Source organism: Cobetia sp. 14N.309.X.WAT.E.A4 (assembly GCF_030397495.1).
Taxonomy (GTDB): Bacteria; Pseudomonadota; Gammaproteobacteria; order Pseudomonadales; family Halomonadaceae; genus Cobetia; species Cobetia marina.
Genome location: NZ_JAPNXT010000001.1, coordinates 403,358 through 427,097, shown reverse-complemented (window position 1 = coordinate 427,097; position 23,740 = coordinate 403,358). Strand labels below are relative to the sequence as shown.

Here is a 23,740-nt window from a genome sequence, read left to right as displayed (position 1 = left end):
GACCAGCTCCACCTCATCCGGCTGACACGATACTCAAATATGCATACGAGATGCCATCATGCATCAACATCGCCAGCCAAATTCGCAAAAAATGCGCAAGCCGGAATGAAGCCGGTCAGTCATTGGAATGACATGCCGGTCATCTGATGCCCATGGCACTGCCGATCATCGGCACGACCGACCATCGCAATCACCCTTCATTGGGCATTCGGGGAATGACCGGGAACCCGGGCATGGTCCGCCAGGACATTCGCCAGGGACGTTCGAGTGCATCGATATTCGATTGCAGAATTTTCGAGCGCAAAAAAGTCGCCCCCGGCTCCAAGGAGTCGGGGGCGACGTCTTGCATCACGCCATGGCACTCAACCGCGAGGGCCAGCCATCGTGATGATCAGGCGGCGCGATGTTCCCGCAGAATGGTCAGCATGCGCTTGAGCGGCTCCGCGGCCCCCCACAGCAGCTGGTCACCCACACTGAAGGCAGACAGGTATTCACCACCCATCGCCAGCTTGCGCAGACGGCCGACCGGAACGGTCAGGGTGCCGGTAGCAGCAGCCGGTGTCAGGTGCTTGAGGCTGTCTTCCTTGGTGTTGGCGACGACCTTGACCCAGTCGTTGTGCTTGGCCAGGCGGTCTTCGATCTCGTCCAGCGGCACGTCCTGCTTGAGCTTGACGGTGAAGGCCTGGGAGTGGGAGCGCATCGCACCGATCCGCACGCACAGCCCATCGATCATGATCGGGTTGCCTTGGCTGTCGAGAATCTTGTTGGCCTCGACACCGGCCTTCCACTCCTCGCGGGTCTGACCGGATTCCATCGGGGAATCGATCCACGGCAGCAGCGAGCCGGCCAGCGGCGCACCGAACTGCTGGGTCGCGAAATCATCGCCGCGCATGGTGGCGGTCACCTTGCGGTCGATATCCAGAATCGCGCTGGCCGGGTCTGCAAGCTCCGAGGCCACGCTGCCATTGAGCTGGCCCATCTGGGTCAGCAGCTCACGCATGTGGCGCGCACCGCTGCCGGAAGCCGCCTGGTAGCTCATGGAGGTCATCCACTCGACCATGCCGGCCTCGAACAGGCCACCCAAGCCCATCAGCATCAGGCTGACGGTGCAGTTGCCGCCGACGAAGGTGTTGGCGCCGGCGCCGATCTTCTCATCAATCACGTGACGGTTGACCGGGTCCAGCACCAGCACGGCATCCTTTTCCATGCGCAGGGTGGAGGCCGCATCGATCCAGTCGCCCTTCCAGCCGGCTTCACGCAGCGGGCCGAACACCTGCTTGGTGTAGTCGCCGCCCTGACAGGTGACGATGACGTCCAGCGCCTTCAGCTCATTGATGTCATTGGCATCCTTGAGCGCCGGCACCGGCGTGCCCACGTCCGGGCCGGCCTGACCGACCTGGGAAGTGGAGAAGAATACCGGCTCGATACCGGCGAAATCGTTGTCATCACGCATGCGTTGCATCAGCACGGAACCGACCATGCCACGCCAACCGACAAATCCGACTTTCAACATGCTTGTTCTCCTTGTTCATGCACGGCCGGGAACACGGAAGACACCGAAGCTCCCGGCACAGGAATGACCCGCAGCGAGCACAGGCAACTCACACGAGGCGAGCCTTGCCCAACGCTCCAGCCGCAGATCCTGACATGAGAACCCGGCGACGCACGCCGGGCTCCCCCATGATCATCGCGTGAACGCCGCTCACTTTCGGCGTTCACGCGGGTATTGCCTTACGCCTGCGCCTTGAAGGCGGCCAGCACGGCATCGCCCATCTCGGAAGTGGAGACCTTGCGAGTGCCAGCGTAGGCGATGTCCGCGGTACGCAGACCTTCATCCAGCACCACACCGACGGCTTTCTCGATACGCTCGGCCCACGCCGCCTCATTCAGCGAGTAGCGCAGCATCATCGCCACTGACAGGATGGTCGCCAGCGGGTTGGCGATGCCCTGACCCGCGATGTCCGGCGCGCTGCCGTGGCACGGCTCATACATGCCCTGACCACCCGCGTTGAGCGAGGCGGACGGCAGCATGCCGATGGAACCGGTCAACATCGCGGCCTCATCCGACAGGATGTCGCCAAACATGTTGCCGGTGACCATCACGTCGAACTGCTTCGGTGCGCGCACCAGCTGCATGGCGGCGTTGTCGACGTACATGTGCGACAGCTCGACATCCGGGTAGTCGGCGGAGATGCGCTCCATCACGTCACGCCACAGCATGGTGACTTCCAGCACGTTGGCCTTGTCGACGCTGCACAGCTTCTTGTTGCGCTTCTGGGCCATCTCGAAGGCGGTACGGCCGATACGCTCGATCTCGGATTCTGAGTAGACATAGGTGTTGTAGCCGACCTGCTGTCCGTCGCGCGTCTCGATGCCACGCGGCTGGCCGAAGTAGATGCCACCGGTCAGCTCACGCACGATCATGATGTCCAGACCGGACACCACTTCCGGCTTGAGGCTGGAGGCCTCGGCCAGCTGCGGGTAGAGAATTGCCGGGCGCAGGTTGGCGAAGAGTTCAAGCTCCTTGCGCAGCCCCAGCAGGCCGCGTTCCGGACGCAGGGAGATATCTTCCAGCTTGTCCCACTGCGGGCCACCGACCGCGCCGAGCAGGATGGCGTCCGCCGCCTTGGCGGCGTCCAGCGTGTCCTTCGGCAGCGGATGGCCCGCCGCGTCATACCCTGCACCACCGACCTTGCCTTCGCTCAGCGTGATGTCCAGCCCTTCGCTGCGTGCGGCTTCAAGGATCTTCACGGCTTCGGCCGTGATTTCCGGGCCAATGCCATCACCGGGCAGAATCAGGATATTGCGGCTCATCTGGAACTCCTTGGGCCGGAGAGCATCCGGCAAGACCGACGGTTCACCGCCGGTGCTGAGACTGGGCTCGCTGCCACTCTGGACGGCGAGCCATGACGAATGTGTTGCGACTGCGGCGCTGACTGGCGTGACGCTGGACAGATCAGGCCGTCTTGCCATCGCGGAACAGCCACGGACGCTCGGCGCGATGACGCGTCTCGAAGCTGTCGATGGCGTCCTGATCCTTGAGAGTCAGACCGATGTCATCCAGGCCTTCCATGAGGCAATGCTTGCGGAAGCTGTCCACCTCGAAGGCGATCGACTCACCGGACGGCGTGATGACCGCCTGTGCCTCGAGATCGATATCCAGACGATACCCTTCCACCGCTTCGGCCTCCTTGAACAGGCGATCCACCGTGCCCTCGTCGAGGGTGATCAACAACAGGCCGTTCTTGAACGAGTTGTTGTAGAAGATATCGGCGAAGCTCGGCGCGATGACGACACGGAAGCCGAAGTCGGTCAGTGCCCAGGGCGCGTGCTCCCGCGAGGAGCCGCAACCGAAGTTGCGACGTGCCAGCAGCACGCTTGCGCCTGAGTAACGCGGCTGATTGAGCACGAAATCCGGATTCAGCGGACGCTTGCTGATGTCCTGTCCGATATAGCCCTCATCGAGATAACGCAGCTCATCGAAGAGGTTCGGGCCGAAGCCGGTACGCTTGATCGACTTCAGAAACTGCTTCGGGATGATCAGGTCGGTATCGACGTTGGCGCGATCGAGCGGTGCCACGAGGCCCTGCTGGCGAATGAACTTTTCCATGTCGGGCCTCCTCAGGCTGCGTGGGTATCGGAAGTAGGAATGGGGGCAAAGTCACGAACATCAACGAAGTGACCCGCAATCGCGGCAGCGGCGGCCATGGCCGGGCTGACGAGGTGCGTACGCCCACCGAAGCCCTGACGGCCTTCGAAGTTGCGGTTGGAGGTGGAAGCACAATGCTCGCCGGCGCCCAACTTGTCGGCATTCATCGCCAGACACATGGAGCAGCCCGGCTCGCGCCATTCAAAGCCCGCGGCGAGGAAGATCTCGTGCAGCCCTTCGGCTTCCGCCTGTGCCTTCACCAGGCCAGAGCCCGGCACGACCATCGCCTGCTTGAGGCTCTTGGCGACCGTACGGCCTTCGGCCACGCGCGCCGCTTCACGCAAGTCCTCGATACGCGAGTTGGTGCAGGAGCCGATGAACACGCGGTCCAGCTTGATGTCGGTGATCTTCTGCTGAGCGCTGAGGCCCATGTACTCGAGCGCACGGGTGATGCCACGCGCTTCGGTGTCATCGTTGGCGGCTGCCGGGTCCGGCACCACGCCATTGACGCTGGTAACCTGCTCCGGGCTGGTGCCCCAGGTGACCTGCGGGGCGATGTCTTCCGCCTTGAGCACGACGACCTTGTCGAATTCGGCGTCTGCATCGGAGACCAGATTGCGCCAGTCGGCCACGGCCGCTTCCCACTGCTGGGCGTTCGGCGCATAGGGACGGTCGCGCAGGTAATCGATGGTGATGTCATCGACCCCGACCAGACCGACCCGTGCCCCGGCTTCGATGGCCATGTTGCAGATGGTCATGCGGCCTTCCATGGAAATGTCCTGGATGGCGGAGCCGCCGAATTCGATGGCATAGCCGGTACCGCCGGCGGTGCCGATCTCACCGATGATGGCGAGCACGACATCCTTGGCGGTGACGCCAGTGCCGAGACGACCATCGACGCGCACCAGCATGTTCTTCATCTTGCGCTGGATCAGACACTGGGTGGCGAGCACGTGCTCGACCTCAGAGGTGCCGATACCGTGAGCGAGTGCCGCGAAGGCACCGTGGGTCGCGGTGTGGGAATCGCCACACACCACGGTCATGCCCGGCAGGGTCGCGCCCTGCTCCGGCCCGACCACGTGCACGATGCCCTGACGCGCATCATTGATGGTGAACTGCTCGATGTTGAAGCTGTTGCAGTTGTCGTCGAGGGTCTGCACCTGGATGCGAGAGGTTTCATCCTCGATCCCCGCGATACCGGCAGCGCGCTCCTTGAGAGAGGTCGGCACGTTGTGGTCCGGCGTTGCCAGGTTGGCATCCAGACGCCACGGCTTGCGACCGGCCAGACGCAGCCCTTCGAAGGCCTGCGGCGACGTCACTTCGTGCAGCAGGTGACGGTCGATGTAGATGAGTGCAGTACCGTCTTCACGTTGCTTGACCAGATGCTGGTCCCACAACTTGTCATAAAGGGTCTGGCTGGCCATGTCGTGTCTCCTCGTGGCGCCCTACGGTAAGAGCGCTTGCTGCCTCGGGGCTCGTGGCGGCCCCTTGATGAGGTGTGTCGTCCAGTGTTGATGGCGGGGCGGTCGTGCGAGCCATGTCGCAGGTGGCTTGCCACCAGAGGCTCGAGCATCGCCGCCGCGTCCTGTGTCATCGAGAGTACTCGGCGGCGATGAATAAAAGCAATTCATGTTTTTCATGCTTTGGATTCCCAGAAGGAATACCATTGCCTCAGCCGACATTCCCTCTGATCGCACGGAAGATCATTCTTCTGAACGCCCTCATGACAGGATAGCTGCCTCACATGGACACTCCCTCTCTTCAGGCCTTCGTTGCCGTCGCGGAAACCGCCTCCTTCTCGCTGGCGGCCGAACAGCTGCACCTGACACAACCCGCTGTCTCCAAGCGCATCGCGCAGCTGGAACAGCTCCACGGCGCGCGGCTGTTTGATCGCATCGGGCGGCGCGTCACCCTGACGGAGGCCGGCAACATCCTGCTGCCGCGGGCACGTGCCATTCTGGTGATGCACGATGACACGCGGCGCGCGTTGCGCAATCTGTCCGGCGAGGTAAAAGGCAGCCTGACGATGGCGACCAGCCACCATGTGGGCCTGCACCGTCTGCCGCCACTGCTCAAGGCCTTTACCATGTCCCATCCCGAGGTACGCATGGACATGCGCTTCCTGGATTCGGAACAGGCCTATCAGGGCGTACTGGATGGGGAGCTGGAACTGGCCGTCGTCACTCTGGCACCGCATCGCGATCCCAATCTGACGGTGGTGCCGGTGTGGCTGGACGAGATGCGCTTCGTGTGCGGTCGAGACCACCCGCTGGCGGGACACAAGGCGTTGCCGCTGGCCGCCCTTTCACAGCACGACGCCGTGCTGCCGGGCCACCTGACCTTCACGCGCGGCATCGTCATCGACACCTTCGCGCGTGACGGCCTCTCGGTGGAAGTCTCGATGTCTACCAACTACCTCGAGACCCTCAAGATGATGGTCGCCATCGGCCTGGGCTGGAGCGTGCTGCCGGAAAGCATGATCGACGACGAGATCGAGATCCTGCCCATCGACCACCGCCCCATCGAACGCCAGCTCGGCTATCTCTATCACAACAACCGCACCCTCTCGAATGCCGCCAGCGCCATGATCGAGCTGCTGGAAGGGGCAAGGGATGCGGCCTCGAGACACCGCTGACGAATTTCGAAAGCACAACGCCAGCCCTGAGGGCTGGCGTTGCTGTAGAACGTCCTGCTGGTGGCGCCGCTGATCAGCGCTTGCCAGTGTCCTTGTCATTGCCCGATGAGCCATCCGTCTTGCTGGCCGCAGGCTTGGCATCGTCCTTCTTGGCCTCTTCCGCTGCCTTGGCGGCGGCGGCCTTGCTGGCGTTGGAGGGACGGCCACGGCGCGGCTTGGGCGCGGCGCTGCCGGTATCACTCTTGGCATCTGCACCCGCACTGCCAGTGTCACTCTTGGCGGCAGATCCAGCAGCCTTGGCAGTGCTTCCAGTGCTCGCACTCCCCGTCGAGCTGGAGGCTGGCTTGCTGGCCGCGGCGCGCTTGGTGGTGCTGGCTGTCGTCTTGCTGGAGGCCGCCGGCTTGCTTGCCGCGGTGCTCTTGGGAGCACTGGCCGCCGCCTTGCTCTGTGTCGCAGGCTGCTTGGCAGCGGGCGATGTCGCCGTGCTGCTGGAGCCCGAGGCAGTGGAAGCAGCGCCGCCGGTTGAGGTGCCGGACGCAGACGGCTTGCTGTCAGAGGCTGACTTGCTCGCCGTCGTCTTGGCCGCAGTTGTCTTGCTCGCGGTCGTCTTGTTGGCAGTCGTCTTGCTGGCAGCTGTCTTGCGCGGCGTGGAGGTCTTTCTCGCCGTGGTGGTCTTCGCCGCTGAGCTACCTGTACTGCTGGCAGCCGTGCTCGCCGTGCTCGGTTTTGCCGTGCTCGGTTTTGCAGTGCTGTCGCTGGCCGTGCTGCTGGTGGGCGTTGCGCTCTTGGAAGCAGTGCTCTTGGCAACAGTGCTTTTGGAAGCCGTGCTTTTGGAAGCCGTGCTCTTGGGTGCAGCACGTTTGCGCGCGGCGGGCTTGCTTGCCGGCGCTGCTGACTCAGTAGCCGCTGATGCCGCCGTGGAAGCGGCAGGCCCGGTGCTGGCGCCTTGCGCCCTGGAGGCACCGGACGAGCTGCTGCCCTTCGCATCGCTGGCATCATTGCTCGCCTTGCCCGCCGCGCTCCCTGTCATTGCCGACACCATCTCTTCCAGTGGCAGCGTGACCTGCTTGAGCGCGTCATTCATGCGCTTCTCGACCGTCTCCTGCACATCACGCACGGTCTTGAGCTGCGCCTGTGCGGCTGAGGTGATCTCTTCCGGCACAGTCTGGCCGAGTACTTCCGGAATGGTCTGGCGCGCATAACGCCCCGGCGCCGCTTCGATCACGTCGAGCTTGCCCTCACCCGGCGTGCGCGCAGAGACTTCCGGTTCCGGCTCGACGAAACCATTGCCGGACATCCATGCCTGCCAGTCATTCCACCAGGAGCCTTCATGCGCCTCGGTGCCTTCAAGCCAGGCATCCGGTGTCGCCGGCAGCTCGTCATTGGTGACGTAGCCGTACTTGTTCTTGTGCGGCGGATTGACGATACCCGCGATATGGCCTGAGCCACCCAGCACGAAGCGCTTGATGGAAGCCTTGGGCAGCTGGGTGCCGTTGTAGGTGGTCTGCCACTTGGCGATGTGATCCTCGCGGGCGGAGACCCAATAGCTGGGAATCTCGATCTGCGAGAGGTCGATCGGGACACCGTCCAGCTCGATACCGCCGGGCTGCACAAGGCGGTTCTCCAGATACATGTGACGCAGATACCAGGCATGGGTACCGGCCGGCAGGTTGGTGCCGTCGGTATTCCAGTACAGCAGGTCGAACGCGGTCGGCGCTTCGCCCTTGAGATAGTTGGAGACGTAGAACGACCAGAAGAGGTCATTCTCGCGCAGCAGGTTGAAGGAGAACGCCATCACGCGGCCATCCAGGTAGCCGTCCTGCGCCATCTGCTTCTCAAGGCCCTGCAGTACCGGCTCGTTGAGGAAGACACCGATCTCGCCGGGATCGGAGAAGTCCTGCAACGTCGCCATGTAACTGACCGAGCGCACGCGATCCGCCTGTTTCCTGGCCGTGAGATAGGCCATGGTGCTGGCCGTCAGCGTGCCGCCGATGCAGTAGGACAGGATATTGACCTGCTTCTCGCCGGTGGCCTGCTCGATGGCATCCATCGCGGCAAGCGGCCCCATCTGCATGTAATCGGCCCAGGTGAGATCGCTCTGCTCCGGCCCGGGATTGCGCCAGGAGATCAGGAACACGGTGTGCCCCTGCTCCACCAGCCAGCGCATCATCGAATTGTCCTGACGCAGATCGAGAATGTAGTACTTGTTGATCCACGGCGGCACGACCAGCAACGGCGTACTGAAGGCCTTTTCCGTCGCCGGGCGATACTGGATCAGCTGGATCAGCTCATTCTCGAACACCACATCCCCCGGCGTGACGGCGATGTTGTCGCCGAGACGGAAGGCTTCGGTGTCGGTCATCGCGACATTGATGCCTTCGGCGGAGTTGGCAAGGTCTTCCCGCAGACGCTTCAAGCCGTCGAGCAGACTCTGGCCGCCGGTTTCGCGGGTCACCCGCTGCACTTCCGGGTTGGTGGAGGCGAAGTTGGAGGGCGAGAAGGCACTGACGTACTGGCGCGCGTAGAACTCGAGATTGCGCTTCTGGCTCTCCGGCAATCCCTTGATGCCCGCCAGCATCTCATCCACGGCGCGCGAGAACAGCAGATATTGCTGCACGAGGAAGTGATAATACGGTTCGCTCTGCCAGGCCTCATCGCGGAAGCGACGATCAGAGCGTGCGGGGCTGATCACGGGCTCGACACTCTCACCGCTCATCTCGCGCAGCGTGCCCTGCATCAGGGCCATCTGGTCCTGGAAGAGGCGGGTCTGCGTGGAAATCAGCAACTGGGGGTCACGTGCCAGCGCCTCCGCGCCTGCCTGGAAGCAACGTCCCATCTCGTCGTAGATGGTGGAGGCAGCAGCACTTGGCCACAGGCGCTCCAGCATGTCACTCATCAGAGCCTGATACTGGGTGCTGGCTTCCTGTACCACGCCGGCCCATTCACCGCCGTCGACGCCATCGGGGAACAGATGGGAAAAGGCCTGAGAGAATGCCTGAGAAAGTGCCTGCTGCTGGGCTGAAACCATATCGCCCGTCCTCCTTGTCATTGGCTATCGAAGCATGGCTGTCGAACGAACGCCGACATGCACGATTTCATCGAACCGAATCCTTCCGTACCTCTGCAGTGCAATGCCCTCGAAAGGCGTTCGCGGCGCCGTCACTGGCACCTTGCACCGACTCTCTTCACTCTGGCGTCACTTTGGCAGGCCAGAGCCTTGCAGTCCGCTTTCCGTCGCATTCATGCCAGAGGCGCGAATACGACGGAAAGCCGGCTGAGACCTCTCATCTGTCGTCTTGCCGCCTCGGGGGGCGACTCTCAGCATGCACCCGGGCCGTGATGGGGGCAATGCCTGACCTCGCCAAAAAAAGGGCTGGCGCATGCGCCAGCCCTCTCGATGATTCTTCAGCTCTGCTTGGCGCGGCTGGTGGCACTTGCCGACTTGCTGGTGCTGTCTTTCGCGGCATCCGCCGTGGCGGAAGACGCCTTGCTGGCAGCGGAAGATGCCTTGTCCGTGGCTTCCTTGCCCGCATCGGAATAGGCCTGTTCCATCTGGCTGCGCATCTCGTTGCCCATTTCCGCCAGTTTCAGGGAATCGTCCATCATCTGCTGGGACAGCTCGGTGGCCACTTCCAGCTGACGATTGCCGAATTCGCTGAGCTGCTCGACACTCTTCACTTCCGTCGCGGCGCGGGCACGCTCGAAACCGGTATCGGCATAGCGCTTGGCGGCATCCATCTGGAACTCGGCCACCTTGCTCATGTGGTCGAGCACCAGGCTGTTGAGCTTGCGCATCGGCTGATAGAAGCTGCGGGCCTGCTCGGCAAAAGCGTTGAACATCTGATCCTGTTGCATGACGGTTCCTCCCATGGATTCCGTACCGGAAGAGCGCGCAGAAGACTCTGCGCCATCTTTTGAGCGCAGCATTATGCTGCACTGCACAAAGACTAGTCTGCTCCCGAAGCGGTTGCAATCCCATGACGATAATCCTGCACCGCAATGCCTTCAGCTTCCCTCGTCATCCATCAGTCACGCTGACTGCGTGAGCGCGCGCTGGCGGCCTTGGGTCTGTCCTCAGCGGCCGCCTTCTGCGCAGCTCCCGCATGCGGGTCATTCCCAGCGGGCTCACTGTCGCCACCACTGGCCCCACCACTGGCGTTGCCCGTGCCCTGCTGACCGAACTGCTGCAAGGTATCCAGCATCATCTTCTGGTACTGCTGGAAAGCCGCCATGCCCTTGGCCATGCTGTCGCCCATCTCGTTGGATGAGGCCCCCGGGGAATCGGCCGCTGACGCGCCGCCCATCCCCGCCATGCCTTCCGCCATCCCCGGCGGCATGAACCTGGCAAACGGCGTGCCCGCCCCCGGTGTCATCAGCGGCTTGAGCAGGCTCATCGGATCATAGCCCTCGACGCCCGCTTCCATCTGACGACGAAAGCGCTCCATCAATTCCTGTTGAAAGGCTTCCACATCCGGCAGGCCCATCGCCTGGCGAAACTCCTGAGGCGTCAGGTCGAATTCGACATTGATCTTCATGGCAGTGTCCTTGTGTTGTCTGCCCGCGCACGGCGTGGTGCGCGAGTCCGCTGGCATGCTTGCCATTCGAGTCTAGCAGCGAGAATGACACGGGGGCAGCCTGCTACTTACGCCTTTTCTTATTTACTTTGTGCAAGCCAACCCACCACGCAAGACGCCCCAGCCACGAAGGATGCAGGGCATCACTCCACGGATGGGGCGTCTCTTTCTCACTAAAAGTTCAGCAGCTTGGCAGCGTTACAAGTTCAACAGCTGGGCAGCGCCAGCAGTTCAGCCGCGCCGCAAGCGGCTTACACCTCGCGCAGCACCGGTGTGTCGACCTTGACGTCGGCATTCTGGCCACGATGGCGCAGCAGGTGGTCCATCAACGTCAGCGCGACCATCGCCTCGGCGATCGGCGTGGCACGGATGCCGACACACGGATCATGACGGCCGGTGGTGATCACCTCGACCGCCTCGCCGTTGACGTCGATGCTGCGACCCGGCAGACGCAGGCTGGAGGTCGGCTTGAGCGCGATGCTGGCACGCAGGGTCTGGCCGCTGGTGATGCCGCCCAGGATGCCGCCGGCATGATTGGAGAGGAAACCTTCCGGCGTCATCTCGTCACGGTGCTCGGTACCCTTCTGGCTGACCACGGCGAACCCGTCCCCGATCTCGACGCCCTTGACGGCGTTGATGCTCATCAGGCCATGGGCCAGCTCGGCATCGATGCGATCGAAGATCGGCTCACCGAGACCCACCGGTACGCCAGTCGCCTCGACGGTGACCTTGGCGCCCACGGAATCGCCTTCCTTGCGCAGGGCGTCCATGTACTGCTCCAGCTCCTCGAGGCGGTCCGCATCGCCACAGAAGAACGGATTGGTGTCGACCAGCGACCAGTCCTTGACCTCAAGCTCGATGGGACCGAGCTGGGACAGATAGCCGCGCACCTGCACGCCGTGGCTCGCCAGATACTTCTTGGCGATGGCACCGGCGGCGACGCGCATGGCCGTCTCGCGCGCGGAGCTGCGGCCACCGCCACGGTAGTCACGCTCACCATACTTGTGGTGATAGGTGTAGTCGGCGTGGGCCGGACGGAACTGGTCCTTGATCTTGCCGTAGTCCTTGGAGCGCTGATCGGTGTTCTCGATCATCAGGCCGATGGCCGTGCCGGTGGTGCGGCCCTCGAACACGCCCGAGAGAATGCGCACCTGGTCCGGCTCGCGCCGCTGGGTGGTGTGGCGCGAGGTGCCGGGACGGCGGCGGTCCAGATCGACCTGCAGATCCGCTTCGCTGATCTCGATGCCCGGCGGGCAACCATCGATGATGGCGCCCAGCGCCGGGCCATGGCTTTCGCCGAAGGTGGTGACAGTGAACAGCTTGCCGAAGGTATTTCCGGACATTCAGGGGGTCCTCAGGCGATGCCGCCGGTCATGGCCGACGGCGTTCTGATAATAGTTGTCGTGAGCTTTTTCAGGTCTGGCGCTGAAGCGAAGGCACCAGACGAGCCTGTCTTCAGGCGAATTCGGGGGCGCAGACGTCCAGTGTCTGGGCATCGATGGCGAAGACGCCGTTGCCGCCACGCTCGAACTCCAGCCACATGAAGGGCACGTCCGGGAACGCGTCCATCAGGTGGCGCTCGGAGTTGCCGACCTCGACGATCAGCACGCCGTCGTCGGTCAGGTAGTCACGCGCCTCGCGCAGGATACGGCGCACGATATCCAGGCCATCATCACCGGCGCCCAGCGCCAGCGCCGGCTCGTGGCCGAATTCCTGCGGCATGTGGGAGAGATCGAAACTGTCCACGTAGGGCGGATTGGAGACGATCAGGTCATAGCGCTTGCCGGCCACGCCCGCGAACAGGTCCGACTGCACGGCGATGACCCGCCCTGCCACATCGTGACGTTCGATGTTGCGACGCGCGACTTCCAGCGCCTCGATGCTGATATCGACCAGATCCACCTCGGCGGTCGGCATCACCAGCGCCGTGGCGATCCCGATGCAGCCGGAACCGGTGCACATGTCCAGCACCCGGGTCGGCGGCAGTTCCGGGAACCAGGCCGAGAAGCCGCTCTCGATCAGTTCGGCGATCGGCGAGCGCGGAATCAGCACGCGCTCATCGACATCGAAGGGCACGCCGGTGAAGAAGGCTTCACCGAGCAGATACGGCAGCGGCTTGCGGGTGGTGATGCGTTCACGCACCAGCGCCACGATGCGCGCACGCTCCATGGTCAGCAGACGGGCGTCGATCACGGCGGGGTCCGTATCCCACGGCAGATGCAGCGCACCCAGCACCAGCGCCACCGCCTCGTCCCAGGCAGAGTCGGTGCCGTGGGCGAAGTGCAGACGGTGCGCGTGGAACTCGCTGGTCGCCCAGCGAATCAGGTCGCGCAGAGTCACCAGCTCCTCGACGAGACGGGAGTCCGGCTCACTGAGGCTGGAAGGATGGCGCAGGTCGGACGCGGAAGTAGTGGACACGGTGATTCCTGTAAGCGGACAGATGGACAACGAGCGCCGCCAGTCATGAAGCGTCGGTGGCGTCTCGCGCAGGCATTGTAGCGTTCACGAGGCGTGGCGGCGACCCTTGCACGCGCCATGGTCACCGCGCGTGACGTGCGCGACATCATGGGACGCCACTGACCTTGCACGGCACGGCGCGGTGCTTCACAGCACCGACAGCCACGCTATACTGCGCCCCTTGCCATTCACCGCTTGCGGAGCCCCCAGCCATGCCCCCCCGACACGACGACAGCTCGGATGACGGCGACGATTTCAACGCCTTCCGCGCCGCCCTCAAACAGGCCGGCGTGCGCAAGATCACCAGCAACCGGGCAGACCCCGGCCGCAAGCCGCTCAGCCGTGACGAGCAGGCCCGACTGGCCGCGCGTCGCGCTGCCGCCAGCGAAGCCTCGACCGACTCTCTCGGCACGCCATCGCGCACCACGGACGGCCAGGTCGAACCGGTCACGCCCAGCCAGCTGCTCGACTTCGCGGTACCGGACCTCCCCTACCGCCAGCGCCAGCGCCTCAAGCGCGGCGAGATCGCCTGGGAAGCCGGTCTCGATCTGCACGGCTACACACTGGAGCAGGCGCGCAGCGAGCTGGAATCCTTCATCGATGACGCCATCGCGCGGCGCTCACGCTGTGTGCTGGTCGTACATGGCAAGGCGTGGACCGGCATGGCGGATCACCCGATCATCAAGAGCCACGTCAACGCCTGGCTGCGCCAGTGGCCGGACGTGCTGGCCTTCACCTCGGCGCTGGAGCTGGACGGCGGCAGCGGCGCAGTTTATGTATTGTTGCGCAGCAAGGGCCGTGATCCGCTGATGGACTGAGCAAGCCCCTCCATCGCCACGCCACGGAGTAGCGACACAGGACATCTGAGCAACTGAACACCTGAGCAACGGAACATCTGAAGCAGGCCTCACGCCGAGCCTGCCACCATAACGACAAGGGAACACCCCGATGACACCCAACGCTGAACACACCACACGCCAGCCCTCACGCCGCGCGCGCTCCACCGCCATCTTCAGCGGCGTGACCGCAGCCACCCTGTCACTGACGCTTGCCATGCCCGCTGCCGCCAGCGATTCCCTGGCCGACAGCACGCTTTCCCGCGTGAAGGACACTCAGGTGCTGAAGGTCTGCACCACCGGTGACTATGCCCCCTTCAGCCATCGTGAAGACGACGGCGAGTTCGAGGGCATCGACCTCGACATGGCCGCCTCGCTGGCCGCAAGCCTGGACGCAAGCGTCGAGACGGTTCCGACCAGCTGGCCGACGCTGATGGAAGACTTCACCTCCGGCAAGTGCGACATCGCCATGTCCGGTATCTCGATCAAGCTGGATCGTCAGGCACAGGCCTACTTCAGCCTGCCCTACCAGACCGGCGGCAAGACGCCCATCGTGCGCTGTGAAGATGTCGACAAGTACCAGACCGTCGCCCAGATCAATCAGCCAAGCGTGCGCATCACCGTCAATCCGGGCGGTACCAACGAGCGCTTCGCCAACGAGTTTCTCGGTGATGCCACCCGTGTGGCACACGATGACAACCGCACCATCTTCAACAACATCATCGAAGACCGCGCCGACGTGATGGTGACGGATGCCATCGAGACCCAGCTGCAGGCCAGCCGTCACCCGGCGCTGTGCAGCGTGCATCCGGACACGCCATTCACCTTCTCCCAGAAGGGCTATCTGCTGCCGCTGGGTGACAACATCTGGAAAGCCTATGTGGATCAGTGGCTGACCCAGATGCAGGGCACCGGCGAGCAGGCCGCCATCTTCGAGAAATGGATCAAGGGCTGAACCAGCGCGTCAGCGTCAGCCTGAGCCACTTGCCAAAAGCCCCCGCCAATCTCGTTTGGCGGGGGCTTGCGTCATTGCCGCGTGCTCATCGACCTCCTAGCCATCCAGCCCCTTCTCGTAACGATCCAGCGCCTCGGCGGCCAGGTGACGGCCCAGCTTGATCAGGCCTTCGGCCCGATGGAACTCGTAGGCGCCACACACCGTCTTGGGGATCTCGACCAGAATGTCCGGCGGATATCCGGCGATCTTGTACTTGGCCAGTGTCGCCTGGGTGATATCGAAGGAGCGCATCATCATGTCGAGCTTGCCCCAGGCCTGCTCCGGCGAATTGTCGTCGTCGACTCCCTCCTCGATCTCCGCGAGGCGCCGCGACTCCCGATTCTCGCTCTGACGCCCCTGCGCCTCGCGCGGGTCAGCATCTTCCCGGCCCTCCTTCACGGCCTGATTCAGCACATCGTTCAGGGTCGCGCCCGTGCTGGTGGCGGGCTCCGTCTCCGGCGCCTCCGACAAGGCCGTGAAGGGCGGGGCGAGACTGCCTCCCGGCGGCAGCGGCACGCCGCCCAGGGGGCTCACCGCCGAGGTGGAGGATGGCGGTGGCTCGGCGAGCTCAGGAGGCTGCGTCGCCTCACGCTCGGCCGAGAACATGCGCTCGGCACTGCGGCGCACGCCACGCAGCCAGTCACCGAATCCGCCCTCCTGCGCCTGCAGCGCGGCCTCGCGTGCTTCCTCTTCGGCCGCCTCCGCCGGGGGCAGCATCTGCTCCAGCGTCTGGTTGCGCGGCGAGTGCGCGGTGGCATTCACCGCCAGCACCAGATCCACATGCGCGGCCACCAGCGGCGTGATGGGCAACGGATTCATCAAGCCACCATCCACCAGCATCTTGCGATCGCGCTGCACCGGCGTGATCACCCCCGGCACGGCGATGGAGGCCCGGATCGCCTCGAGCAGATTGCCGCTCTGGAACCAGACCTCCTTCTGGGCGATCAGGTCCGTGGCAACGGTAGTGAGCGGTATCGGCAGATCCTCGATGCGCGTATCCCCGATCAGGGCCTCCAGCTCTTCCATGATGCGACGGGCGCGGATGGCACCCATCGGGCTCCAGGTCACGTCCACCAGTCGCAGCACATCGAAATAATCCAGCTTGCACACCCAATCCCGATAGGCGTCGAGCTGACCGGCGGCATAGATACCACCCACCAGCGCGCCCATGGAGCAGCCGGAGATGGCGCGAATGTCATAGCCCCGCGCCAGCACTTCCTCGATGACACCGATATGGGCATAACCGCGTGCCCCGCCACTCCCCAGTGCCAGGGCGATGGTCTTGCGCTTGGCCATGGCATGTCTCCCGATGACGATGATGAAGGATGACCTTGGCGCGACGGACTACTCGCCCGCGACGATCCAGTCGATGATCCGTGCCGCGACCGCCGCGACATGTCCCGGCTCCAGATGCAGGTGATGGCCGCCGGGCAGGACGCAACGCTCCAGCCCGCGCACGGCCGCTCGCGCCAGCTGCGCTTCGGGCCGCTCCCTCAGGATACCCTGCTCCCCCTCGATCAGCAGCACCTGCTGATTGACGGCGGCCAGCAGCGCCAGTACCTGCTCCGGGGTATAGCGCATCACCGAGGGTCTGAGCAGACGACGGTCACTGCACAGCCGCCAGCCCTCTTCGAGGGGTTCGAGGTTGCGCTCGACCACCGGGCGTATCGTCTCGGCATCCACGGGCGTGACGCCACCGGCCACACGCGCCGCCACCGCCTCCTCGATGCCACGATAGTGCGCACGACGCGAGGGCTGGCTCCCTGAGGCCTCTCGCGAGAGCGGACGCGCATGACGCGCCAGCAGGCCACGGCGCAACTGCCCCACCACCTCGTCAGCCGGTGTCGCCAGCGCCCCGATACCGTCGATCAGCACCAGTCGTGCGACATGCTCCGGCAGGGCCGCTGCGACTTGTCCGGCGACGGCAGCGCCAAGCGAGTGCGCCAGCAAGGTGACCGGTGCCTCCGACATGCCCTCGCCTCGCAACCCCTCCAGCGCTTCGATGACATCGTGACAATAATCCCACACCGCATAGTCGCCATCCGGCCCCTGGGGACTCGAGCGACCATGCCCGACCAGGTCGATGGCCACGATCCGGATGCCCAGTCGCTCACACAGCAGAGGTGCCAGGCGCGTGAAGCTGGCGGCATTGTCGAGCCAGCCGTGCAGCGCCAGCCATACCGGGGCATCAGCGCTGACCTGCTCGGAGCGCCACTCCAGCGCCGCTATCTCGCCGCCGCAGCGACGCGTGAACGTCAAGGGACGAGGGGATGGGCGTGATGTGCCCGTCGTGGAATTCATGCCATCAACTCCGGTGCCAATTGCGTGAGGGTCGCCAGCAGCGCCTCACGCGTCAGATCAGGATGCTCAAAGGGATACATGTGTCCGCCCGGCACCGTGGCGACCTCAAGCCCAGCCCGTTGGAGCCTGGCGATGCGCGGTGGCGTCAAGAGGTCCGACTGCTCACCTGCCAGTATCTTCACCGGCACCTTGAGCCTGGCCACGGAGCCCGTGAGGTGATCACTCAGATGGCGGAAGATCTCCACCTCGTGACGCGTATCGAAGCTCAGCGACAGGCTGCCATCGCCGTGGCGATGCGTGGCATGCTCGATGTAGTCCGCAAGTGCGCGGGGCGTGAAGTTGGCGAACAGCGAGCGGCGACGCAGGTAATCATGCATCGCCTGAGGCGAATCCCAGCGGGCACGCCGGCCACGCGTGCGCCCTGCCGGCGTGACACGGTCGATGAAACCGAAGCGCTTGGCGATCTTGAGGCCGATGGCATCACGTCCCAGCATCAAGGGCGGGTCAAGCAGGATGACGCAGTGGAAACGCGCCGGCTGCTTGAGCGCGGCCATGTAATTGACCACGCCTCCCAGCGAATGCCCTACCCCGATGACCTTGCGACTGTCCGGCGTGCCCACCGGCCCCAGCGCCGTGTCCAGACAGGCCAGCCATTCGTCCCGCAACGCGATCAGATTGCGCCCCACCGGATAGGCGGGATCATGCGCCAGCCTGTCCACCGGCAGCAGATCGAACGACTCGGCCAACGGGGCCAGCAGGCTGTTGTAACAGGCGCCGGTGAAGCCATTGGCATGGGCAAACGCCAGCAGCGGACGTGACTCTCGCGGCTCGGACACCTCCCGAGGCTCCGCTTGCGGCGTGACCTCTACGGCCCCCGCCACGGCGGCTTGCCCAGCGGATGCTGATGAGGCATTGCGGGATGGCACTGTCATCATGAAGTCTCCTCACCTTGCGTGGCGGTGTCGCCGGATGCCACAGAGCAAACGGTCGTTTGATCCAGTCTCCCAGCATGCCAGCCCCACCGCCACCACGCTACTCGCCTAATGTCTCACCTTGCGCGGCAGACCTGGCATCCGCCGTCGAAGCCACCTCTTCGCTCGCTTGGGAAGCCGCCTGCAGAGCGGCCTGAATCGCCGTTGGCGACAGTCTGCCCGCCTCGAGGCTACCGCCCGCCTCTGCCGAGCCAGCGGACACGCCAGGATGAGGCCCGGTATGGGTCTCGATGACCTTGCCCAGACCGATCAAGCGCTCGCGCAGCGTACCGTTGACCTGGATCTCCACCGCCGCGAGACGCCGCACCAGAGCCGCCGGCCAGCGCGTGCCCTCCAGGGTCAGACGCGCCCAGGGCTTGCTGCCGGATGCGATGGACAGCGTCAGCTGCAGGTGATCATCCCGCGATGGCGGCTGGCGATACTGCCGCGCGGCGTGGGACCAGTTCAGGGTCAGCGTGACCGCCGGCTGCCAGTCCGTCTGCGCGACACGCAGGCGCAGATCGTTCTGGTTCAGGGGCGAGAGCGCCGCCATGAGGGCCTCGGCCGCTACGCTGTCGGGGGCAAGCCCCCGCGTGTGCGGGGAATGGGATGCCTGCGGTTGAGACGCCAGACGCACCTCCACACGACTCAGCGCGGGCGGCCCCTGCCTCTCGTGCAGCAATGCGGACAGATCCAGCACCTCGCTTGCCGCCAGGCCGCCCCGCCAGTCCGGCAAGCCGATGTCACGAGACAGTTCCAGCACCGGCGAATCCGGCAGCGAAAGCCAGCGCACGTAACGCCCCGGCAAGGCATCAGCACCACTGCGGGCAGCCGACGGCGTGCCGCCCAGTTGCAGACTCACCTCGCCATCACTGCCGGTGACATTCACTACCGGAGACTGCCCCGCCAGCCCCAGCGCCTGAAGCGCCTGGTCAGTCGCGGGCTTGCGCGTGCGCAGGCGTGCCTCGCTCAGCTGGTGCAGCAGCCCGGTCACCTTGTCCTGACGCGCCGGCCAGTTGCCCAGTGATGCCAGCTGCCAATCCCCCTTCGGGTCTCGCGTCAGACTCAGCCAGTCCTGCGCCTCATCGGGATGGCGACGAATGCCGATTCTCTGCGCCGTCGCGGCGACATGCGACAACGCCGGCAGCGGTGTCAGGATGGCGCTTGAGGCCTCGCCCTCCTGAAGCGGAGCGCCTGGCCCGGCATCCGGAAACGAGCCCGACTCACGCGGGCCGAGCGTCAGAGCCCCGATCGCCAGCAACGAGGCCAGTGCTGTCAGCGCCCATCCGGCGCGATTGAAGCGACTCATGCGTCATCTCCCCTGCGGCGCTCGCCGCGATGATCCTCAGCGGCTCGGTCAGACGTGCTGGATGAGTCCGGTCTGCCGGATGCCGACGCCGTCTCGGCGCTGGTGAACGCGGACAGTCCCCCGCCACCGAGGCGATGACGACCGGGCTGACGATGGCCGGACAGTCGCCCGGCAGGGCGATAGCCCGCTCGACGACTCGCGTGATAGCGCCGCCAGCAGATCAGCTCACCCAACAGGCCCAGCAACACCGGCAGCGCCAGCAAGGTCCAGAGACGAAGCCTGCGACGCAGATCATCACGCTCGGCATTCGCCGCGCGCTGCTGGCGCGCGAGTGCGCTCTCGAACGCCTGTTGCATGTCATCCAGTGCCGTTCGCTGGTGTGCCGCCTCCGCCTTGTCGGCCACTGGGGCAGCCCCCAGTGCACTCAGGCGCGACTGCCAGTCATTGCGCAGACGGGTTTCCTCGGCCGCCTGGCGATCCGCCAGCTGATGCAGTCGCGTCAGCTCGCGCACCTGATGGGCACCGGCACGCAGCGCCACCAGCTCCGGACTGCCCGCCAGCACATCCACCGCGTTTTCCAGCCAACGGGCATTGGCATTCAGCTCGCGCTCACTGCCGTCCGCCGCACTGCGCCGCCACAGGCGATCACTGGCCATGTCGACATCGCTGACCACCAGCAGCTGGCCCTCACGCCCGTCTTCATGCCCGTCGTCACGCGCTCCCTGACCCACTGGCGCCGGCCAGTGGGTCAGCACCGCCAGCCCCCCCTCCTCGACGCCCTGTCCAGACAGGCCGGACAACGGCCGCGGGTCCATGCGGTTGGCGTACACCTTGTCGGCCGGCAGCAGGCGCGTGGTGTCAGCTCCTCGGATCAGCCACTGCCGCGAGGTCGCTGACGGTGTCTCCGCCATCTCCTCACGCGGGGCCAGCCAACCGGCGCTGGACATCACCAGCTGATCGACATTCTGGTTCAGCAAGGCATCCGACAGACGGTCCGGGCCGATGCCAAGCAGCGTCGGACTGAGGGCGCGCGTGCCGTCCAGCAGACCGATCGGCAAGGCAAGTCGGGTGTCCGCCACCACCTCGCCCGAACGTGACTCAAGTCCTGCATGGGCCAGCAAGGCGCTCAGAGCCTCAGAAGCCGGGGCTGGCTGATCCAGCATCTCGGGGAGCGGGTCCAGCATCATCAGCACTCGCCCACCACGATCCAGATAGTCACGGATCGCCGTCAGCGTCTCAGTCGGCAACAGGCGCGGGGCGATCACCAGCAGCGCATCCTGATCGGCGATCGGGCGCGCCGGGTCATCCCCGCCGGACAGCCAGTCGATGCGCAGGCGGGCATTGAGACGTTCCATCAGCCCCCAGCTGCCTAGTGCCCGGCCCTGCTCCATGCTCGGCTGACCCATCACCGGCAGGCTGGAGATCACGCCCAGGCGGGGTGGCTGGGTGCGCGAGACTTCCTGGATCTGACGCGCGACCTGCGCTTCCAGTCCGCCGAGATCGGAGGCCTTGAGCATCGGGATCGCACGGCGCTCGGAATAGGGGCCATCGATGATCAGACCGAACAGCATTCTTTCACCGCCAGGTAGCGAAAGCGCCGTGAGTCCCTGGGCCTCGAGGTCCGTGAAATCGGCACTGTCCGGCTGCGGGTCCACCCGCTTCAGGCGCACCTGAGGCTCACGCGCGAAGGCGCCCAGGCGCGTCTCGATACGTGTCGCCAGCTCCCGCAGCTGCGGGAGGTCCGCGGCAAAGCGCTCGCTGTAGGCGAAGGTCAGCGTCACGGGGGATGTCAGCCGCGACAGCAGCTCCCGGCTGGCAGGGCTCAGGCTGTGCTGGCGGGTATCGGTGAGGTCATGCGCCGTGATCAGCGGATTGGACGCGTTCGGGGATACCATGGCGGGCAGACGCTGGGCGGCCAGCAGCACGGCCGTGACACTTGATGCCACGGCCAGGGCGACCAGCCACTGGGGCGCCTGCCGACGCGTGTTGCGCTCCTGCTTGAGGCCACGCACCTGCAGCACCAGACCGGCCAGGGTCAACGACAGGAAGTAGCCGACATCCAGCAGCGCGGGACGCCCTTCGCTGAAGGGCGTGAGATGGGCCGGCAGACTGATCAGATCCAGCAGTTGCACCCAGTGTGGCGCCAGATGACGCGCCAGCTGAGCAGTCACCGCCGGCGTGCCCGGCAGCATCAACGCCAGCCCCAGCACCAGTGCCCCCAGCCAGGCCGAGAGCGCCGAGGGCGCACGGACCGCCAGCGCCTGACCGAGACTTGCCAGTGCCATCACCAACAGCGCCATGCCAAGATACCCGCTGAGCACAAGGCCGAGATCGGGATCGCCCAGCCAGTGGATCAGCACCAGCAACGGTGCCGTCATCGCCAGGCCCAGCCAGCCCAGCACACAGGCGCTTGCCAGGCGGGCACCCGCCAGCCGCCATGGACCAAGCCCGAGCCCTGACAGCCATTCAAGCAGGCCATTGGCGCGCTCTTCCGGCCAGCCACGCAGGGCCAGCAACGGTGTCCATAGCACCAGCAGCCATGGCAATACCTGCCACAGCGCCCCCAGGTCCGCACGATCACGTGCCAGAAGATCACCGACCTCGAAGGCCCCCAGCGGGGCCAGCACCGCCATCACCACCAGCAGAGACCAGCTGGCCCCCTGGGTCATTGCCTGATGCAGGTCACGCCGCACCAGCGCCATCATCGCCCTCATGACGATACCTCCTGATCCGCATCCAGGGGGCGCTTCACGCGCGGCAATGGCGCGGGCTGCTCGGCCATGCGCGCCACCAGTTGACGGAATGCCACCTCGATGTCCCCCCGCTCATGCACGCACTCATCGAGCCGTATCTGCATGTAGCTGCACCACCGCGCCAGCGCGGAGCGCGGGTCCTGCCCGGGCCTGCCCACCAGTCGATAGGCCGGGTCCGCCATCAGGCGTCGCCCTGAGCGGGACACTCGCTCGGCGCCCTCGGGCGACACGGCGGTGATGGCCGCGACACCGGGCAGCCGCGAGACGCTGGCCAGTTCCAGCTCGCTGAGTTCACGGCTCAGGATCACCCGCCACACCGGCAGGGGCGACGTGCTGCCATGAGCGGCACCGAGTCGCTCACGATAGGCACTGGGCACCGCCTCGCTGACGGACAGGGTCGCCAGCGCCGCCGGCGTGTCATCGAAGCCCAGCTGGCCGTTGGCCATGACCAGCACGCGATCACAGATGCGCGGCACCTCTTCCAGCAGATGAGTGGAGACGATGATCAGGCGCTCGCGCCCCAGCTCGCGAATGAAGGCGCGCACGCTGTCCTTCTGCAGCGGGTCCAACCCATCGGTGGGCTCATCCAGCAGCAGGATGTCCGGGTCATGGGTCAGCGCCATCGCCAGTGCCACGCGCCGGCGATAGCCTTTGGATAACACGGCGCACAATTGATTGGCGAACGGCGTGATGTCGAGGCGATCCATCAAGGCAGGCAGGCGCTCCTTGCGAGTCCTGCGCGACAGACCATGCAGGCCCGCGACGCACTCGAGCGTCTCGCGCACGGTAAGCTGCGGCCACAGTGGTGCCCCTTCCGGCAGATAGCCGATCCGTCGCTTCAGGCGATTGAGCTGACGCTGACCGGCTCGCCCATCGAAGGCCTCTCCCTCGAGCGTCAGTTCGCCATCGGTTGCCGCCAGGGTGCCTGCCAGCATGCGCAGACTGGTGGTCTTGCCGGCGCCATTGGGCCCCAGCAGACCGATCACTTCGCCGCGAAAGGCCTTGAAGGAAAGTCCGGACACGGCCTGGTGAAGGCCGAATTGACGCCCCAGCCCCCGGCTTGCCAGCAGTGGCACAGGCGCAGGTTGATGAGGCAAGGGCACGGAAGACGATGCGGCAGAGGTCGCGTATGGGTCCTGCAAGTTACCCGCTCCTTGTGATGATGTGGGGCCTGCGCCCGAAAGATTGCAGCACAGGGTAAGCGGACAGCCTGCGCTCGCCAAGCCGGGCGCGCGCCTTCCAGTCTGCTGCGCTGCAAAAT

17 protein-coding genes and 1 pseudogene are annotated in these 23,740 nt (G+C 65.0%); 3 read left to right on the top strand and 15 right to left on the bottom strand.

Going from position 1 to position 23,740, the window contains the following annotated elements:
- Positions 1-391 precede the first annotated feature (391 nt).
- The 4 genes from asd to leuC form a co-directional block, all read right to left on the bottom strand.
- Positions 392-1,513 carry an aspartate-semialdehyde dehydrogenase gene (gene asd, locus OW493_RS01855; protein WP_084209075.1) on the bottom strand — a complete coding sequence of 374 codons (1,122 nt, stop codon included), beginning with the start codon at positions 1,511-1,513 and terminating at the stop codon, positions 392-394.
- 218 nt (positions 1,514-1,731) lie between these two features.
- Positions 1,732-2,814: a 3-isopropylmalate dehydrogenase gene (gene leuB, locus OW493_RS01850; RefSeq protein WP_289863030.1), complete on the bottom strand. Its 1,083-nt coding sequence runs from the start codon at positions 2,812-2,814 to the stop codon at positions 1,732-1,734.
- A 142-nt stretch (positions 2,815-2,956) separates the two neighbouring features.
- On the bottom strand, positions 2,957-3,610 hold the full coding sequence (gene leuD, locus OW493_RS01845; protein ID WP_271301953.1) for a 3-isopropylmalate dehydratase small subunit: 654 nt from the start codon (positions 3,608-3,610) through the stop codon (positions 2,957-2,959).
- 11 nt (positions 3,611-3,621) lie between these two features.
- Positions 3,622-5,073 (bottom strand): 3-isopropylmalate dehydratase large subunit, encoded by a 1,452-nt coding sequence (leuC, locus tag OW493_RS01840; RefSeq protein WP_141392273.1) that lies wholly within the window; start codon positions 5,071-5,073, stop codon positions 3,622-3,624.
- Positions 5,074-5,393: 320 nt separating this feature from the next.
- Between leuC and OW493_RS01835 the strand changes: the two genes are divergently transcribed.
- Positions 5,394-6,284: a LysR family transcriptional regulator gene (locus OW493_RS01835; RefSeq protein ID WP_077372378.1), complete on the top strand. Its 891-nt coding sequence runs from the start codon at positions 5,394-5,396 to the stop codon at positions 6,282-6,284.
- Positions 6,285-7,449: 1,165 nt separating this feature from the next.
- Here OW493_RS01835 and phaC read toward each other — a convergent pair.
- The 5 genes and pseudogenes from phaC to prmB all read right to left on the bottom strand — a co-directional run.
- Positions 7,450-9,180 (bottom strand): annotated as a pseudogene (phaC, locus tag OW493_RS01830) (class I poly(R)-hydroxyalkanoic acid synthase); the annotation flags it as partial.
- Between the two features lie 509 nt (positions 9,181-9,689).
- Complete coding sequence (locus OW493_RS01825; protein WP_289863029.1) at positions 9,690-10,139, bottom strand: phasin family protein; 450 nt, start codon at positions 10,137-10,139, stop codon at positions 9,690-9,692.
- A gap of 170 nt (positions 10,140-10,309) precedes the next feature.
- A complete protein-coding gene (locus OW493_RS01820; RefSeq protein ID WP_084209079.1) occupies positions 10,310-10,819 on the bottom strand; it encodes a DUF6489 family protein in 510 nt (169 codons plus the stop codon).
- A 290-nt stretch (positions 10,820-11,109) separates the two neighbouring features.
- On the bottom strand, positions 11,110-12,201 hold the full coding sequence (gene aroC / locus OW493_RS01815) for a chorismate synthase (RefSeq protein ID WP_289863026.1): 1,092 nt from the start codon (positions 12,199-12,201) through the stop codon (positions 11,110-11,112).
- A gap of 112 nt (positions 12,202-12,313) precedes the next feature.
- Positions 12,314-13,276 carry a 50S ribosomal protein L3 N(5)-glutamine methyltransferase gene (prmB, locus tag OW493_RS01810; RefSeq protein WP_289863024.1) on the bottom strand — a complete coding sequence of 321 codons (963 nt, stop codon included), beginning with the start codon at positions 13,274-13,276 and terminating at the stop codon, positions 12,314-12,316.
- A 251-nt stretch (positions 13,277-13,527) separates the two neighbouring features.
- Between prmB and OW493_RS01805 the strand changes: the two genes are divergently transcribed.
- Positions 13,528-14,133, top strand: a complete 606-nt coding sequence (locus tag OW493_RS01805; protein ID WP_136938208.1) for a Smr/MutS family protein — start codon at positions 13,528-13,530, stop codon at positions 14,131-14,133.
- A gap of 130 nt (positions 14,134-14,263) precedes the next feature.
- Positions 14,264-15,106, top strand: coding sequence for a transporter substrate-binding domain-containing protein (locus OW493_RS01800; RefSeq protein ID WP_289863021.1), 843 nt, complete (start codon positions 14,264-14,266; stop codon positions 15,104-15,106).
- A gap of 96 nt (positions 15,107-15,202) precedes the next feature.
- On the opposite strand, the gene OW493_RS01795 is transcribed toward OW493_RS01800, so the two are convergent.
- The 6 genes from OW493_RS01795 to OW493_RS01770 form a co-directional block, all read right to left on the bottom strand.
- Positions 15,203-16,441, bottom strand: a complete 1,239-nt coding sequence (locus OW493_RS01795) for a patatin-like phospholipase family protein (protein ID WP_289863019.1) — start codon at positions 16,439-16,441, stop codon at positions 15,203-15,205.
- A 48-nt stretch (positions 16,442-16,489) separates the two neighbouring features.
- Complete coding sequence (locus OW493_RS01790) at positions 16,490-17,446, bottom strand: alpha/beta hydrolase (protein ID WP_289863018.1); 957 nt, start codon at positions 17,444-17,446, stop codon at positions 16,490-16,492.
- Positions 17,443-18,378 (bottom strand): alpha/beta hydrolase, encoded by a 936-nt coding sequence (locus tag OW493_RS01785; protein ID WP_084209780.1) that lies wholly within the window; start codon positions 18,376-18,378, stop codon positions 17,443-17,445. The genes OW493_RS01790 and OW493_RS01785 overlap by 4 nt, the downstream gene beginning before the upstream one ends.
- Before the next feature lie 100 nt (positions 18,379-18,478).
- Entirely contained in the window at positions 18,479-19,726 is a 1,248-nt protein-coding gene (locus tag OW493_RS01780) for a DUF4340 domain-containing protein (RefSeq protein ID WP_289863016.1), read from the bottom strand.
- Positions 19,723-22,440 (bottom strand): GldG family protein, encoded by a 2,718-nt coding sequence (locus tag OW493_RS01775; RefSeq protein WP_289863015.1) that lies wholly within the window; start codon positions 22,438-22,440, stop codon positions 19,723-19,725. Before OW493_RS01775 ends, OW493_RS01780 begins: the two co-directional genes overlap by 4 nt.
- Entirely contained in the window at positions 22,437-23,621 is a 1,185-nt protein-coding gene (locus OW493_RS01770) for an ABC transporter ATP-binding protein (protein WP_289863014.1), read from the bottom strand. Before OW493_RS01770 ends, OW493_RS01775 begins: the two co-directional genes overlap by 4 nt.
- Between the last annotated feature and the right edge of the window lie 119 nt (positions 23,622-23,740).

Excerpts from the sequence above, each read along its gene's own strand:
- OW493_RS01825 (WP_289863029.1), bottom strand. The coding sequence starts at position 10,139 with ATGCAACAGGATCAGATGTTCAACGCTTTTGCCGAGCAGGCCCGCAGC.
- OW493_RS01820 (WP_084209079.1), bottom strand. The coding sequence starts at position 10,819 with ATGAAGATCAATGTCGAATTCGACCTGACGCCTCAGGAGTTTCGCCAG.
- leuD (WP_271301953.1), bottom strand. The coding sequence starts at position 3,610 with ATGGAAAAGTTCATTCGCCAGCAGGGCCTCGTGGCACCGCTCGATCGC.
- OW493_RS01785 (WP_084209780.1), bottom strand. The coding sequence starts at position 18,378 with ATGACAGTGCCATCCCGCAATGCCTCATCAGCATCCGCTGGGCAAGCC.
- OW493_RS01805 (WP_136938208.1), top strand. The coding sequence starts at position 13,528 with ATGCCCCCCCGACACGACGACAGCTCGGATGACGGCGACGATTTCAAC.
- OW493_RS01800 (WP_289863021.1), top strand. The coding sequence starts at position 14,264 with ATGACACCCAACGCTGAACACACCACACGCCAGCCCTCACGCCGCGCG.
- OW493_RS01780 (WP_289863016.1), bottom strand. The coding sequence starts at position 19,726 with ATGAGTCGCTTCAATCGCGCCGGATGGGCGCTGACAGCACTGGCCTCG.
- leuB (WP_289863030.1), bottom strand. The coding sequence starts at position 2,814 with ATGAGCCGCAATATCCTGATTCTGCCCGGTGATGGCATTGGCCCGGAA.
- OW493_RS01835 (WP_077372378.1), top strand. The coding sequence starts at position 5,394 with ATGGACACTCCCTCTCTTCAGGCCTTCGTTGCCGTCGCGGAAACCGCC.
- asd (WP_084209075.1), bottom strand. The coding sequence starts at position 1,513 with ATGTTGAAAGTCGGATTTGTCGGTTGGCGTGGCATGGTCGGTTCCGTG.
- aroC (WP_289863026.1), bottom strand. The coding sequence starts at position 12,201 with ATGTCCGGAAATACCTTCGGCAAGCTGTTCACTGTCACCACCTTCGGC.
- OW493_RS01795 (WP_289863019.1), bottom strand. The coding sequence starts at position 16,441 with ATGGCCAAGCGCAAGACCATCGCCCTGGCACTGGGGAGTGGCGGGGCA.
- OW493_RS01790 (WP_289863018.1), bottom strand. The coding sequence starts at position 17,446 with ATGAATTCCACGACGGGCACATCACGCCCATCCCCTCGTCCCTTGACG.
- leuC (WP_141392273.1), bottom strand. The coding sequence starts at position 5,073 with ATGGCCAGCCAGACCCTTTATGACAAGTTGTGGGACCAGCATCTGGTC.
- OW493_RS01775 (WP_289863015.1), bottom strand. The coding sequence starts at position 22,440 with ATGAGGGCGATGATGGCGCTGGTGCGGCGTGACCTGCATCAGGCAATG.